Below are 14,900 nucleotides of genomic sequence, written 5' to 3'. Positions count from 1 at the left end.
ACCGAGACCAGGAAACCATCATGCGTGTCGCCACTTCCACGTTCTACCAGCTCGGCCTGTCCGCGATGAACGGCCAGCAGTCCTCGCTGCTGCACGTGCAGCAGCAGCTCGGCACCGGCCGCCGTGTGCTGAACCCGTCCGACGATCCGATCGCCGCCACGCGCGCACTGGGCGTGGCCCAGGCCGGCGCCGTCAACGAGCAGTACGCGACCTCGCGCACCCAGGCCAACATCAGCCTGGCGCTTGAGGAAAAGACGTTGCAAAGCGTGATCACCACGATCCAGAACGTGCAGACGCTGATCGTCTCCGGCGGCAACGGCACCATCAGCAACGCCGACCGGGCGTCGATCGCGGCCGAACTGCAGAGCAACTACGAGCAGCTGCTGGGCCTGGCCAATGCCGACGACGGCAACGGCCAGTACCTGTTTGCCGGCTTCAAGTCGGGCACGCCGCCGTTCGCTGCCAATGGCGGCACGGTGCAATACGTCGGCGACACCGGCTCGCAACTGCTGCAGGTCGACGTCGCCCGCCAGATGGCCGCAGGCGACAACGGCCGCGATGTGTTCCTCAGCGTCACCGGCTCGGCCGACTACGTGATGACCGCCGACGGCGGCAACACCGGCACGGCGCTCTACGGCGCGCTGTCGGTCACCGACCCGACCGACCCGCTGTACGGCCACGCGTTCTCGATCGACTTCGCCGTCGACGGCGCCGGCAATACCAGCTACACCGTCACCGACAACAGCGCCGTGCCGCCCACGGCCATCGTGCCCGCGACCCCGTACGTCGCCGGCGATGCGATCCAGTTCGGCGGCGTGTCGTTCACCGTCAAGGGCGCGCCGGCCAACGGCGACTCGATGACGCTGGCTCCGGCCAAGCAGGCCGGCACCGACATCTTCGCCAACATCAAGGCGGCCATCGATGCGCTGAAGCAACCTGTGACCACCGAAGCCGATCGCGCGCGGCTCGACAACGCCCTGGCAACCGCCAACCGCAAGATGTCCAACTCGCTCGACAACGTGCTGACGGTACGCGCGTCGGTCGGCTCGCGGATGCAGGAACTCGATGCGCTCGACACCATCGGTGCCAATCGCGACCTGAACTACGAGCAGACGCTGTCGGGATTGCAGGATCTGGACTATGCGTCGGCCATTGCCGAGTACTACCAGCGCCAGACGGCGCTGCAGGCGGCGCAGCAGTCGTTCATGCAGATTCAGGGGATGAATCTGTTCAATTACCTGCGGTAAGGAACTGTGTGCACGGGGCCGTTGGCAAAACGTCGCGGCCTCTGCATTATCGGATCTTTCAATTAGGAGGCCGGTTAGGGCCCTGAGAGCTATGACATTTCCGCGGGGGATGGGAGTAGCTCGGAGTTTTCAAGACGTCGCCTCGCCTCGCGAAGACCGCAGGCCGAATCAGGCCTGCGGTCTTTCCTTTTCAGGTCAACATCAGCGCGCGTACGACTTTCTGTCAGGTCTATCCGGTCGAGGTCGTTAGAACAGATTCGCCTCCACGCATTGCAGTACACGCCCACAGAAAGCAGTATTCCTCGTTCAGTTCGAGCCGCGGCGCACGGCGAGTAAGACCGGTGTGTTCAAAGCATCCAACTTGACGGTTGGTCGGCAGCTACGAAATAGCCATGCGTCGGGGGAATTTTTTACTTCGCACACCCCGAATGTGGTATGGAACGTGCGGCCAAACTGTGCCAAGATTCCCGCAGACTGGAAAATACCAAGATTCGGCCAGCGACTATGGTTCAGGCAATAATGTATTCGTTTGGATGCAATGCCTGAACGGTATCCAGCTTCGCCGATTTCAATGGGATTGCGGCTTCCTGTTCGTGCGCGGAACAGGTTAAGCATTTTGGGGCGGGCTGGAATGGACAACGTGAATATTGAGGAAGCGCCGGCGGCTGCAGAGCCGTCGGGCGTGAAGATCGCCGCTACACTGGCGGGCAAGATCAATCTGGCGGACTTTCAGAACGCCGTCCCGGCAATCCGCGAACTCACTGTATTAAACGACACGAAGGCCGACTATCAGTCATTGCGCCTAGTCGCCACCTCCGAGCCTGCTTTCGTCAAATCGAAGACGTGGCACCTTGATCGGCTTGGAGCGGAACAGGCTGTTCGCATCTCCGACCTCGATATCCCTATTGACGGACCGCTGCTAGGCAGGCTGACGGAAGCCGAGAAAGCGGTAGTAAGGTTCCAGCTCCTGAAAGAGGATCTTGAACTGGCCGTCGCGGAGTTTCCCGTTGAGCTACTACCCCGAAACCAATGGGGCGGAATCTCGTACCTGCCAGATATGGTCGCGGCATTCGTTCAGCCCAACGAGCCGGCTGTAGAACGGCTGTTGAAGCAGACATCGGAGGTTCTTCGCAAGGCAGGGAAGAGTGGCGCAATCGACGGCTACGTGAGCGGAGCTAAGCGGGCTTGGGAGCTCGCCTCCGCAGTGTGGACGGCCGTCGGATCCATGGGGTTGGATTATGCTCTTCCGCCAGCGAGCTTCGAGCAGAGCGGGCAAAAAGTACGAGGTCCCGCGCAGATTACAGAGTCCGGTTTGGCAACTTGCCTGGATCTCACACTGTTGTTCTGTGCCGCGCTGGAACAGGCGGGACTCCACCCTATCGTCGTTTTCACACGCGGGCACGCTTTTGCTGGCGTATGGCTGAAGGAAGAAGAGTTCACTACTGCCGTCGTTGACGATGTTACCGCCTTGCGTAAGCGCGTTCGGCTGAAGGAGTTGGTGCTCTTTGAAACTACGCTGGCGACGCATCGTCCGCTACCGAAGTTCAGTTATGCCGCCGAAAAGGGTGCAGAACATATCTCGGAAGTCGAAGAGGAGAAATTTGAGCTCGCCGTTGATGTTCGACGGGCTCGCCTCCAACGGATCAAACCTTTGGCAAGCAGCGAGGTGGTCGCGGCCAAGGACGTGCCGGCTCAGGAAGACGTTATAGAGCCCGAGTTTGAAGAAGCTCCGGACCTACCTGAAGATTTGCATCAGAGCTCAGCTAAGGTTGTTTCCGAACGGCCGGAAGACCGGCTGACGCGCTGGCAGCGCAAGCTGCTGGACCTCTCTTTGCGGAACAATCTGCTGAACTTCAAGGCGACGAAGAAGGCGGTCAAGCTGGATGCGCCGCATCCCAACGAGCTGGAAGACTTGTTGTCCGAGGGGCACGCCATCAAGCTGCTACCGCGACCGGACCTAATGGACGGTAACGATCCGCGCAGCCAGGCCATCCACGAAGCACGAGAGCGGGAGAATCTTCGCCGCCAGCATGCCCTGGATGCGCTCAAACGGAAAGAAGTCTTCGTCGGTATCTCGCCCGACGACATGGAGAGTCGGCTAACGGACCTATATCGCTCGTCTCGGGCTGCGCTTCAGGAGGGCGGCTCCAATACCTTGTTCTTGGCATTGGGATTTTTGTCGTGGACTCAGGACAACACTGATAGTAAGCGTTTCCGAGCACCACTCATTCTGGTGCCAGTGAGTCTCGAGCGTAAAAATGCGCGATCGGGTTTCAGCATCCTTCTACACGATGACGAACCGCGTTTTAATCCAACGCTGGTTGAGATGCTTCGCCAGGACTTTGACCTGTCGTTGGACGTGGTCGAGGGTGAGTTGCCGAAAGACGACGCCGGTCTCAATGTGGCGGCCATCTGGAACACCGTTTCGGATGCCGTTAAGGACATTAAGGGCTGGGAAGTAGTGGACGATGTCGTGCTTTCGACGTTCTCGTTCGCCAAGTACCTGATGTGGAAAGACCTGGTCGAGCGGACGGATCAACTGAAGCGGAACCCGGTCGTCAAGCATCTCATCGAGACGCCACGTGAAGTCTATCCAAGCTCAATTGAGTTTCCGCAAGCAAGGGACCTTGATCGGGAACTCCCTCCGCAGAACATGTTCTGTCCGCTCCCAGCGGACTCCTCGCAGCTGTCCGCTGTTGCCGCTGCAAGCAAGGGGAAGGATTTTGTGCTCATCGGTCCCCCGGGTACTGGCAAGAGTCAGACCATTGCAAACCTCATCGCGCAATGCTTGGCCGAACATAAGCGAGTGCTGTTCGTCTCCGAAAAGATGGCAGCCCTGGATGTTGTCTATCGGCGTTTGAGGGATGTCGGTCTTGGACACTTTTGCCTTGAGCTGCATTCCAGCAAGGCACGAAAGTTTGAGGTGCTTGAGCAGCTGCGAAAATCATGGGATGCAGCTAATGCAGTTGAGCCGGAGGACTGGCTCGCTGAAGCGGAACGGTTGGGCACGGTACGCGCACAACTGAATCGTTATGTCGAGCGTCTCCATGTTCGCCATTCCAACGGAATGAGCGCATATGAGGCAATTGGTTTGGTTGTGGGCGGAAATGGCCTACCTTTGATCGAACTATCATGGCCGGCTGCAGAGTCGCATGATCGCACCGCGCTGAACAAGCTACGCGAGGCCGCTGACCTGTTGGATGTTAACGTGACTGCGGTCGGTGAGCGCAATCTGACGACGTCGCCCTTGGCCCACGTAGTCCATAGCGAGTGGTCTCCGGGATGGCAATCGACACTGCTGTCCAAAGCAGCGGCTGTGCGGCCTGTGGTCGAGATGTATAACGAGGCTGCCGCGGATTACATTCGCGCGGCCGGATTGCCCGAGATTGCATTGGACGAGAAGGTCCGGTCCGCATTAGCGTTGCTGGCCAAGATACTTCCGGATGCGGCAGGGCGCGATTGGCAGTTTGTGTTGAAGCCGGACGCTAGGCAGATTCTTGAAGGCCTACACAAGAGCGTTGACCTGGTCCGGCAATATACCGAACTACACGCCGCACTGCCGGTGCCGCTTGATTCCCAGCGCGTGGAGAATATTAACCTGGCTATTGCGGCTCTCACCCGGCATTGTGAGCTCACCGCCCAACTTGCTGAGCCGTGGCCCGCCACGGTCGTCGATAGGCTTCAACGTGGTTTGGGGTTAGTTTCCGCGATAGCGGAAGAGATACGCAATCTCTCGGTGCCTTACAAGTCGAAGCTGACCACCGCCTTTATCAAAGGGCTTCAGGCTGACCTGCACGAGGTCGAAGCAGCCGCATGGCCCATGAGCTGGATAAAACGCAAGACTCTTATCAAGAAGCTGAAGGAGGCCGCAGACGGTCCCGGCGAGCCCAATGTCGAGAACGACGTTCAGCGCTTGGTCAAGATTGATGACCTTCGAACGCAGGTCATCGCTATCACGGACCTCAAGCACTCGACTGGTGGGGTATGGTCTTCACTGGAAACGGATGTGGACATCGCTCGCGCATCCATTTCTTTCCAAAATGCGCTTCGTGCGGCTCGTAGTCGATTGGAATGGGAAGACGTCGGACTTGAACCCGTTGCGCAGGGCGCCTGTGGTGACATTGCTCGCGCCGACCTTGTTCGGATGCGGGAGTTGCGGAATCTAGATGCTCAGCTTTCCCGCTTGGCATCCGTTGCAGCCGATATGCCGGGCGTGTGGGCCGGCTATCAGACGGACTTGACTGCAGCGATATCATTTGCTGCTTACCAGTCGGTTCTCCAAGATGCCAAGTCAGGGAGCAAATGGACGGACAGTGGCCTGAGCGCCGTGGAGACGGGAAGATGCGGTGAGGGACCCGCTCGGACCCTTGCTAGCATGCGCCAGCTCGTCCGCTTGGAACAGGAGCTCCACGGGTTCGCGGATCTGGCGTACAAAACCTCGAATCTCTGGAACGGACTCCGAACCAAGTCAGAAGACGTCGCTGCCGTTCAAGCCTTCTTCACGTCACTACTAACTGCCTTGGCGCCACTTGCCGAGACTTCGGAAGGAGCGACGGCGGTACGTGACAGCGTGGGCCGTCTGCTGGGAGCCGGTAACATGCTGTTGGAAGCGGGCGGCCCTGTGGCTGTCGCAGGCGAACGCTACGTGGAAGCCAAGGCTTCTCTTGATGCGGTAGTCAGCGACTTTGCAATTGCCAGCGGCCTAGCGGGCAACGATAGCGCTTTCCACGCGGTGGCTCCGGCGGAGATCGCCGAGAAGGCAGCGCGCGTGATCCATTCGCAAGGTCGGTTGAACGCGTGGTGCGCATGGCGCAAAGCGCGTAGCCACGCCATCGCACTCGGTCTCGCCCCTTTGGTTGCTGCCGTGGAGCACGGGGCTGTTGCGGGCGGAGATATTCGTGAGATGTTCGATGTGGCCTACGCGCGCTGGTGGCTAAACGCGGTCGTAGACGCCGATGACGTTCTTCGTAATTTCGTGTCCGCTGAACATGAGAAGCGTATTCGTGACTTCCGCGAACTTGACGAACGCTTTACCAAGCTAACTCAATCGTGGGTACGGGCGCGGCTTTCTTCCGGACTCCCATCACAGCAAAGCGTGTCTCGCGACTCGGAGTGGGGTGTCCTTCGTTACGAGATGAACAAGAAGAGCAAGCATTTGCCGTTGCGGGAACTGATGAGTCAGGCGCCCGGCGCAGTGTTGTCCTTGGCACCTTGCCTATTGATGAGTCCGTTGTCCATCGCTCAATACCTATCGTCTGACTCCGCCGATTTTGATCTCGTAGTTTTTGACGAAGCGTCGCAGATCCCGGTATGGGATGCCATCGGCGCCATCGCGCGCGGCAAACAGGTCGTAATGGTAGGCGACCCGAAGCAACTTCCTCCGACGAGCTTCTTCGATCGTGCCGAATCGGATTCGGAAGACATCGACGTCGAGAGTGACCTCGAAAGTATCCTGGACGAGTGTATTGCGGCGAACCTCCCCACACGAAATCTCTCTTGGCACTACCGTAGCCGCCATGAGAGCCTCATCGCATTCTCCAATCATCGCTATTACGAAGGTGGTCTCGTAACATTCCCGTCGCCCGTAACGACCGATCGCGCCGTCAGCTTCCACCTCGTCAGCGATGGTCTGTACGAAAAGGGCGGGGCGCGTATCAACAAGCCCGAAGCGAAGGCTCTGGTCGCTGACCTCGTCTCACGGTTGAAGGAGCCGGGATTCCGTGAGTCCGGTTTGACTGTAGGAGTTGTCACGTTTAACTCCGAGCAGCAAACGCTCATCTTGGACCTTTTGGACGAAGAGCGACGCAAAGACGCCACCATCGAATCGTTCTTCATGGATACCGAGTTGGAGCCGGTTTTCGTCAAGAATCTCGAGAGCGTTCAGGGCGACGAGCGCGACATCATGTACTTCTCGCTTACTTATGGCCCGACCGTAAGCGGCGAGCCCTCGATGAATTTCGGCCCTATGAACAAGCAGGGTGGCGAGCGCAGACTCAACGTTGCCATCACCCGCGCTAGACACGAGCTTCGGGTGTTCTCCAGCTTGCGTCCGGAGCAGTTGGACCTATCGCGTACCCAAGCGGCAGGCGTTCGCGACCTCAAGCATTTCATGGAATTTGCGGAACGGGGGGCTCGGGCCCTTGGCGAGGCAGTCGCTGGGAGCTTGGGCGGCTTTGACAGTCCATTTGAACAGGCTGTGCATGCAGCACTGACGGCGAAGGGATGGAACTTACATACACAAGTCGGGGTGTCGTCCTTCCGCGTGGACCTTGGCGTTGTAGACCCCGACGCGCCGGGTGCGTACCTCGCGGGCGTGGAATGCGACGGCGCGACCTATCATCGTTCGGCAACCGCCCGTGACCGTGACAAGCTACGTGAACAAGTGCTGCGCGGACTCGGATGGGGGATCGTTCGCATTTGGTCCACGGATTGGTGGATCGATGCAGACGGCACAGCTGAGAAAATTCATCTGCGTCTATCGGACCTTTTGACAAAAAAACGCGGCGCCCGTGCAGCTCAGGAAGAGCAAGCGGAGCGGCTTGCCGAGGCTGCAATCGAGGCCGCCAGAACAAAGTCCACTGTGGAGTTATCGGAAGCGTCTATTTCGGTTGGCGAGATCGTAGTAGGCAGCGAGATTGTCGAAAAGAGCCGATCGGTTTATGCGTTTAATCAAACGGCGACTTCTTCGCCTAGCATCGACGTGGACGCGATTTTTGTTGAGGCCGATTTGGCGTCTGCTGGCCACGCCATAGATCCGGATGCGTTTTTTGACGGGGCGTATGATTCGACTCTTCTTGGCATGATCGAGCATGTCATCAACGTCGAAGGCCCGGTCCGAGATGAGGTCCTTGCACGCCGCATTGCGCGCGCCCATAGCTGGACTCGTACGGGCTCACGTATTCAGGATCGGGTGGTTCGGCTTGCTGAAGTACACTTCGCCGCCCACAAGGAGGATGTCGGTGTGTTCTTCTGGCCGAAAGCCAGTGGCGGTGTCAGTAGTATCGGCTTTCGGCGATCTCCCCTCGGTAATGCCCGTTCCGTCGACGAGATATCAATTTCCGAGTTGACGTCCTTGGCCACTCGGTTGCGGCAAGAAGGGCACGATGAAGAATCGGCGCTTACCTTGATGGCGCGGGAGTTGGGTTTGCTCAAGCTGCGGGCGGCCAGTCGAGAGCGACTGATGGTAGCGTGGCGGAGCTCCGGAGAATCCAAGTAGGATTCTATTAGCTACGGACAAAAGGGCCGCATTCGCTTGTTCGGGGGCATAGCACACGCGCGCGACACGGTGAGCTGCCGACTGCAGCAAGCCTGCGATAGCTGGAATATCCCGGAAGCGCTCGTCGGGCACGATAGATCGAGCGGTGTTCGGCCGGCGACCGGCATGAGGTTCTGCTCATCCCCCGGACGTACCGGCCGACATCAGGCGCGCCTCGATGTAGATGCGCCTGACCGCAGGGTAGCGAGCGCGGATCTGCCGTTCGACGCGTTCCACCGCACGCGCCATGTCGTCGCGGCTGGCGTCGGCCATGAACTGCACATCGAGCGTGACCAGTACGTCGTCGGGGCCAAAATGCATGGTCAGCGGCCTGCCTGCACGTTCAATGCACGGATCCTCCTGCGCGAGACGCTGGATTCCCAGCGCCATCTCCCGGTTCACGCCCTCGCCGACCAGCAGGCTGCGGCTCTCCACCACCAGCACCGTCGCGACGCCGGCCAGGAGCACGCCGATCGCCACTGATGCGGCGCCGTCGAGGACTGGCATGTTCCAGCGATGACTGGCGTATACGCCGAGCGCGGCGAGCACCAGGCCCGCCAGCGCGGCCGCATCCTCGGCGAGCACGGTGACGGTGGTGGGGTCCTTGCTTGCGCGCAGGGCGGTCCAGAACGGCACGTCGCCCTTTTCGCGGTAGAACTGGCGCAAGGCGATGACGAAGCTGATGCCTTCGAACACCGCGGCGCTGGCGAGTACGACGTAGTTCCAGTGTGGGTCGCGCAACGGCTCGGGATCCATCATGTGCAGGACGCCCTCGTACGCCGAGATGCCGCCGCCGACGCCGAAGATCAGCACCGCCACGATCAGGCTCCAGAAGTACAGTTCCTTGCCGTAGCCGAAGGGATGCTGCGGATCGGCGGCACGGCGGCTGCGCGCCAGCCCGATCAGCAGCAGGACCTCGTTGCCCGTATCAACCGTGGAGTGAATGGCCTCCGAGATCATTGCCGAGCTGCCCGTGAGGCCGGCCACGATGAATTTCGTGATGGCAATGGCCGAGTTGGCCGCGATCGCTCCATAAATGGCGATGGGAGATTTCGCGGATTTGCCCGTTGACGACGGCGCGAGGTCGCGAGGCGGGGAGTCCTTGTAGCCGATCATGGTGCCCATTTGCCAATTGCCCATTTGCCCATTGCTCGGCGGCGCATTCGCGATGATGCCGCCGCTCGGTGTGCGAAGGTGGTCGTCCACCCTGATGAATGGGTCGTGATGCAACAGGCGTTCCCGAGCGGCCCTTGGCCTGCCGGTGCGGCACAGAGCGGGGCGGCACCGACTCAAGGCCGTCCGCCGCCCGGTAAATTGTTCTTGTTGCGATGTAAAACGTACGTCGGGGCAGGGCCTGCCCGTGTTCCGCGCGCCAAAATGACGGGCGGACATCTTCGACTTGCGCCGGTATTGCGCCCTGCGCGCAGGCCGGCGCCCCGCGGTTGATGGTCAGCTGGCTGCCTTTTCCTTGCGATGGGACTTCGCCTTTTGCACGGCATGGTGCGACCGCTTATGCTTCGCCTTCGCGGTCTTGGTGGCATGGTCTTTCGTTGCAGCCGGCGCAGCGGGCTTTGCCGGCGTGGCCGGGCTGGCAGGCGTGGCTGGTGTCGCCGGGGATGCCGCCTGAGCCTGGATCGTGCCAGAAACCAGGAAGGACATGGCGGCGGCGAATACTGCCAGTTTGCCGATGGACGGAATGCGCATGACGTCTTCTCCTTGGTCGAAGGGAGAACTGCAATACGAAACGGCCGACAGCGTCGGCTTTCGGATGTCGCGGGGAAGCGCCACGGGCACCGCCCACGCGCTCCGTCCCGCTTCGATGCCGAAATCGGGACCGACAGTCCGATAACGCGCGCGTCGCGTCGAACGTTGACGGCTTCCGCATGGCGGCGGCCCGCGGAACGCATCCGGGGCGGGTCTTGGCCCGCCCTCACCTCGGCGGCATTGGGGCCGCACGCCTGCGATCAGAACAACAGGATGCCCCCCAACGCGCCGCCCCGCTGTCTTGCCGACAGCCCGTCGAACGACTTCGATCGCGTCTCGCCGACCTCGGCGACCAGCGTGATGCTCTTGGTCAGGCTGTAGTACAGGCCCGCGGTGAGATTGGCGTTGGACTTGAGGCCGGTCCCGGGGTTGTCGCTGTTGCGGCTCTGGCCATAGCCAAGGCCCAGCTTGATCCGGTCCGTTGCCTTGTAGGTCCCTTGCACAAGGTAGGCCGAACTCCGCACGTCGCCCTGGTCGGCGTCCGAAAGGATGCCCAGGCCCTTGCCGGTCTGGAAGTTTGCCAGCAGACCAAAACGCCCCGCGTTCACGGAGCCGCCGACTTCCACTGCAGTCATGTTCAGCGATCTTCCGGCAGCATCTTCGAGCCGCTGGGACTTGCCGCCGAGCCACAGCTTGTACTGGTCGGTGCCGAAATTGACGCGGCCCTGGAACTGCGGCGTGTTCTTCGCCGTGTAGTCGGGTACGCCAATCACGGGCTGCTGGTCGACCGGGCTCATCACCGCCACGTCGACGGACAAGCCGCTGAAGGACGGCGTGGTGTAGACGAACTGGCCATAGGTGCCGACATAGGCGTAGCCCGCGCCGATATGACCCAGCGATACGCGACCGCGCTGCGTGGCACGCGTCGCGGCACCGACGCCGAGCAACGTCATGTCGTTGATGATCGCGTTGTAGCCGTACAGCCCATAGTCGCGACCGAGCTTGACCGTGCCCATGCTGCCATTGCCGAACGTCAGGTAGGCCTGGCGCACGTCCACCACGTTGTTCTGCGAGATGGCATCTCCGGTGGCAGCTGCGGCGCCGATACCGATCAGCGCGGCCACATCGTACTCGTCCTGGCGCGACTTCGCGCCAACGGACAGATAGCTCGGCAGCAGGCCATTGCCGATGACCGTGCTGTTGTCCTTGCCGCCGCAAGCGAGCGCGCGGCTGCCAAGCGCGAGGCCGCCGATGTTGTCGCCCGAGCACGAGTTTGTCGTATAGAAGGCATTGATGTTGCCGCCTACCGTCAGCGTCCAGTCGCCGGCCTGGAACTCCGCCGCGCCCGCATGGCTGGCGCAGGCAAGTGCGCCGATGACGCAGGCGAGACGGATGGATGGTTGGCCCGGTTTCGGTGTTGCGTGTTTCTTCTGCATGGATGTCTCCTCTTGTGTTGTTGATTTGATGCGGCCGGTTTGCCGGCGGGGCGCATTGCGCAAGCGGCGTGCCGGAGCAGTGGAAGAAGAGCAGCAGATCGAAGGGTTGTGGCGCGGTGAGGCAGCGATGTGCACGCTTGAAGCAGCCGTGCCGATCGATGCGGCAAAACGAAACAGGACACTCGCCATGGGCGTGGCGAGGCGCGGCGTTCGAGGACCGGTCGATGCGTCGTACGAGAACAGTTGTTGCGGAATCGGTCAGCGATGCGCCGACGGGGCCGCAACGCCGTCCGCCGCATGCCGTGTGTCATTTCCGCTCACTGTGCTGCGCAACGCCACAAGCCGGAACAGCGATGCGATCTGGCCAATCGGTTACAGTCACCGGATGGAGAAGCGGAGGGAGACATGACGGTCGCGAACCGTTCGGCGGGGCTGGTGGTGGTGCGTCGGATCGAAGGCCAATGGCGTTGCCTGGTCCTGCGCGCGTACCGCAATTGGGACCTTCCGAAGGGAAGGCCGGAGCCTGGTGAGGCGCTGTTGGAGACGGCACTGCGCGAGACCGCCGAGGAAACGGGTTTGTCGGCGCTGACATTGCCCTGGGGCGATGACTATCGTGAGACCGAGCCCTACGCCAAAGGCAAGGTCGCGCGCTTCTACATTGCCTTGTCCTGCGAAGGGCAGGTCAGCCTTCCGCTCAGCGCGGAGCTCGGACGGCCGGAACATCACGAATTTCGCTGGGTGTCGTTCGCCGCGGCGCTCGAACTGCTGCCGCCGCGCTTCGGACCGATTTTGCGGTGGGCGCAGAGCGTGGTAGCGGCAAGCACCGAAAAACACCGGCCGTAAGCGAATACCTGGCATGTCGGCAGTCCCACGACATGACGTCGCCGGCAGGATTCGTTTGACTCGCCCTTTTCGGCCGAAATGCCATCCAGTTTTCGTACCGATCCGGTCGATCGGATCGCTGCCAGCTTAGTTTTTTATTCCCGATCGGGCGGGTCGCGATCACGAATTCGTTTTGCCTGATGGTGATGATATCCTTTCGATCGTTTCAATATTGGTCAATTCGTCTGGCGGCGTGAATATGAGTTGCCATCCGCGAATACCGCATTGATTCGGACATCTATCAGGTATCCGTATTCGCCGATTTTTTCGGGGCTCGTTTGAATTGTTCGCTGCCAAACAGTCCGATCTTTGGCAGCGTGTTGATGAAAAAAGGGAGACGCATGCTTCAGGAGCAAATTGACAGCGGTCAGCAAAGAGACCAAAGCCCCCGAAGTGCGACAGCGAAAGTCGCCACGATATTGGGCGCGATTTTTTCCCTCGCTGCAGCGGTGGCGATTGTCGCCGGCGGGGAAGACTGGCACATGGGGGAGACGACGATTCTCAACGGCTGGCTGGTACCTGGGACCCTGGCTCTGGCGTGTACCGCCGTGGCGTTCGTCATCACCAAGTGGAAGCTGGGGCCGCGTGGTTCTGCCAATACGGTCCTGATTGCCCTCTGCTTGTGGTTGCTGTGTGTGCTGTTTGCGTTCCGTTACCCGGTCTCTTTTTCTGTTTTGCACTCGATTACCCGGGAGGGGGAACGGATCGAAACTGATTACCGCTTCGACCTCAGCTATCCCTCGGAGCCCATAAGGGTGATCCATTCCGATAAGGAAGGGACTCGGGAGCTGTGGGGTAGCCGGACCGCGTACCGGCTGATTTCAATGCGCAACGATGGCGCCAGGTGCTGGCGCGGCGAATACGGATGCCAGTACTTCGATTGTGAGGTTGCGAAAGCGTGGTGGTTCGCAGGTGCGAGGTACCAGCGAGAATGGCGAGAAGAGTGGAGCCCGGTGCCCAGCAGCCTCGACAAGGATTGCACGCCTGCCGGCTCCCGGCACATGGAGCAGTATAACGAGGAGGGTTTCCGGTTCGGGTGATCTGCGATGTCGCTGCTGCACGCGATTCTCTTCATCCTTGCCATCCTCATCCTGCCACTGGTGGGCGGCGGAATCGTCCATCAGATCGGCAGGCTGATGGTCGCATGCTGGCGACGTACACGAGCCCCACGTGCAAGGTCCCGTCAACATCGCCATGCGCTGGCCGTGGAACAACCGCAAGACAACCGATTCACTGCCATTTGGCGATGGGTGACGATCGCGGTGATCGTCGCCTTGGCGGTGGCGGTGTTTGTGCGATTCCCGAAGGAATCGCAGCTGCAGCGCGACCTGACGGCGCTGGTCGGCTACTCCGCTACGCGCGTCTCGGTGCGGCTGACGCATGACACGCCGGCAGATCGCGCGGCGGTGATGACGGCGCTGGCGCCGGTGCTGCGCGATGGCGGGCGAACGTTCGTCTACCGCTCCGGCAAGCGCCGGAGCGGTGGCCATTCGAATCGCGCCATGATGCCCGCAAGGTATCGATTCGATGCCGCGACGCTCGAGATCGTCATGGGCGGGATCTTGCCCAACGATCGCCTGGCTCCGATTCACGCCGCCCTGACCGCGGTCGCGGCCCATCGGTCGCTCGATGGCCTCGAAGAACGGTCTGCCGCTACGCTGCAGATCGGCGGGCAAATCTACCCAGTGACCGTACTGCCGCGCACGGCCCGGCTCAGTGGTCTGGCGTACTTCGATCCGGAATGGGAAAAGGACCAAAACGCGTGTCATCTGCGCATCCATGCCGAGGTGCCGCCTCAGCTTTCGGAGGTCGTGTTTTCGGCCAGGGCTTACGACGAGGCTTCCGATCTCGTCAGCTTGAAGATCGGCGAAGAACCCGGCGCGAAGTTTTCGGTTATCCGCATGATCGCCACGCAGATATGGATTCGCCGCCCCCACGTGCGGTCGGTCGTGCTGTCGCTCGTTCCGCAGTCGTTTGACGCACGGTCAAAATCGTGCGCTCTGGATTTCACCTCTTTCATCGATGTGCGGCTGGTGTCCGCTGCGGCGTTGAATGCGATGCCGGGCCTGCAGGGTCGCATTGCGGCGGTCCAGATCCCGCAGCATCGGATGTTCTGGCCGTTGCTCAATGGAGAGTTCGAACGGTCCGCCGAGGACGAGCGGGGTATCGCTGGCGGTAAGGCATGCACGTACGAGGATCGCGCGCTACTGCGAGCCAAAATCCAGTCGATCAAGGCCGGTTGCGGAAACGATCCGGCATCGGACGCATGTGCCGTCGCGGAGGCCCGTCGCACGCAACTTGCCGCGCACCTGTCGCAGTGCTTTACGCGAGTACGGGAAGGCTGGGAATTCCGTCGCAACTGAAACCGCATCGACG

At 60.8% G+C, this 14,900-nt stretch carries 8 protein-coding genes; 5 read left to right on the top strand and 3 right to left on the bottom strand.

Translation table 11 applies throughout. From position 1 onward, the window contains the following. Positions 1-20: 20 nt before the first annotated feature. Together flgL and KZ686_RS18890 are read left to right on the top strand one after the other, a co-directional pair. A complete protein-coding gene (gene flgL, locus KZ686_RS18895) occupies positions 21-1,247 on the top strand; it encodes a flagellar hook-associated protein FlgL (protein WP_265634901.1) in 1,227 nt (408 codons plus the stop codon). A 631-nt stretch (positions 1,248-1,878) separates the two neighbouring features. Next, positions 1,879-8,463, top strand: coding sequence for a DUF3320 domain-containing protein (locus KZ686_RS18890; RefSeq protein ID WP_265634899.1), 6,585 nt, complete (start codon positions 1,879-1,881; stop codon positions 8,461-8,463). 177 nt (positions 8,464-8,640) lie between these two features. Here KZ686_RS18890 and KZ686_RS18885 read toward each other — a convergent pair whose 3' ends face one another. From KZ686_RS18885 to KZ686_RS18875, 3 genes are all read right to left on the bottom strand, one after another. Beyond that, entirely contained in the window at positions 8,641-9,732 is a 1,092-nt protein-coding gene (locus KZ686_RS18885) for a cation diffusion facilitator family transporter (RefSeq protein ID WP_265634897.1), read from the bottom strand. Positions 9,733-9,951: 219 nt separating this feature from the next. Further along, on the bottom strand, positions 9,952-10,206 hold the full coding sequence (locus tag KZ686_RS18880) for a hypothetical protein (RefSeq protein WP_265634895.1): 255 nt from the start codon (positions 10,204-10,206) through the stop codon (positions 9,952-9,954). A gap of 260 nt (positions 10,207-10,466) precedes the next feature. After that, complete coding sequence (locus KZ686_RS18875; protein WP_265634894.1) at positions 10,467-11,831, bottom strand: porin; 1,365 nt, start codon at positions 11,829-11,831, stop codon at positions 10,467-10,469. 216 nt (positions 11,832-12,047) lie between these two features. Here KZ686_RS18875 and KZ686_RS18870 point away from each other — a divergent pair, with 216 nt between their 5' ends. From KZ686_RS18870 to KZ686_RS18860, 3 genes are all read left to right on the top strand, one after another. After that, positions 12,048-12,485 carry an NUDIX domain-containing protein gene (locus KZ686_RS18870; protein ID WP_265634891.1) on the top strand — a complete coding sequence of 146 codons (438 nt, stop codon included), beginning with the start codon at positions 12,048-12,050 and terminating at the stop codon, positions 12,483-12,485. A 380-nt stretch (positions 12,486-12,865) separates the two neighbouring features. Continuing rightward, positions 12,866-13,564 (top strand): hypothetical protein, encoded by a 699-nt coding sequence (locus KZ686_RS18865; RefSeq protein ID WP_265634889.1) that lies wholly within the window; start codon positions 12,866-12,868, stop codon positions 13,562-13,564. 6 nt (positions 13,565-13,570) lie between these two features. Continuing rightward, entirely contained in the window at positions 13,571-14,887 is a 1,317-nt protein-coding gene (locus KZ686_RS18860) for a hypothetical protein (protein ID WP_265634887.1), read from the top strand. The last annotated feature ends 13 nt before the right edge of the window (positions 14,888-14,900 follow it).

Source organism: Cupriavidus cauae (assembly GCF_026210475.1).
Classification (GTDB): Bacteria; Pseudomonadota; Gammaproteobacteria; order Burkholderiales; family Burkholderiaceae; genus Cupriavidus; species Cupriavidus cauae.
Note: the sequence above shows the minus strand (reverse complement) of the source record. Positions and strands in the feature narration are given on the sequence as shown.

Coding starts and splice junctions, on each gene's coding strand:
- flgL (WP_265634901.1), top strand. CDS start 21: ATGCGTGTCGCCACTTCCACGTTCTACCAGCTCGGCCTGTCCGCGATG.
- KZ686_RS18890 (WP_265634899.1), top strand. CDS start 1,879: ATGGACAACGTGAATATTGAGGAAGCGCCGGCGGCTGCAGAGCCGTCG.
- KZ686_RS18880 (WP_265634895.1), bottom strand. CDS start 10,206: ATGCGCATTCCGTCCATCGGCAAACTGGCAGTATTCGCCGCCGCCATG.
- KZ686_RS18875 (WP_265634894.1), bottom strand. CDS start 11,831: ATGGCGAGTGTCCTGTTTCGTTTTGCCGCATCGATCGGCACGGCTGCT.
- KZ686_RS18870 (WP_265634891.1), top strand. CDS start 12,048: ATGACGGTCGCGAACCGTTCGGCGGGGCTGGTGGTGGTGCGTCGGATC.
- KZ686_RS18865 (WP_265634889.1), top strand. CDS start 12,866: ATGCTTCAGGAGCAAATTGACAGCGGTCAGCAAAGAGACCAAAGCCCC.
- KZ686_RS18860 (WP_265634887.1), top strand. CDS start 13,571: ATGTCGCTGCTGCACGCGATTCTCTTCATCCTTGCCATCCTCATCCTG.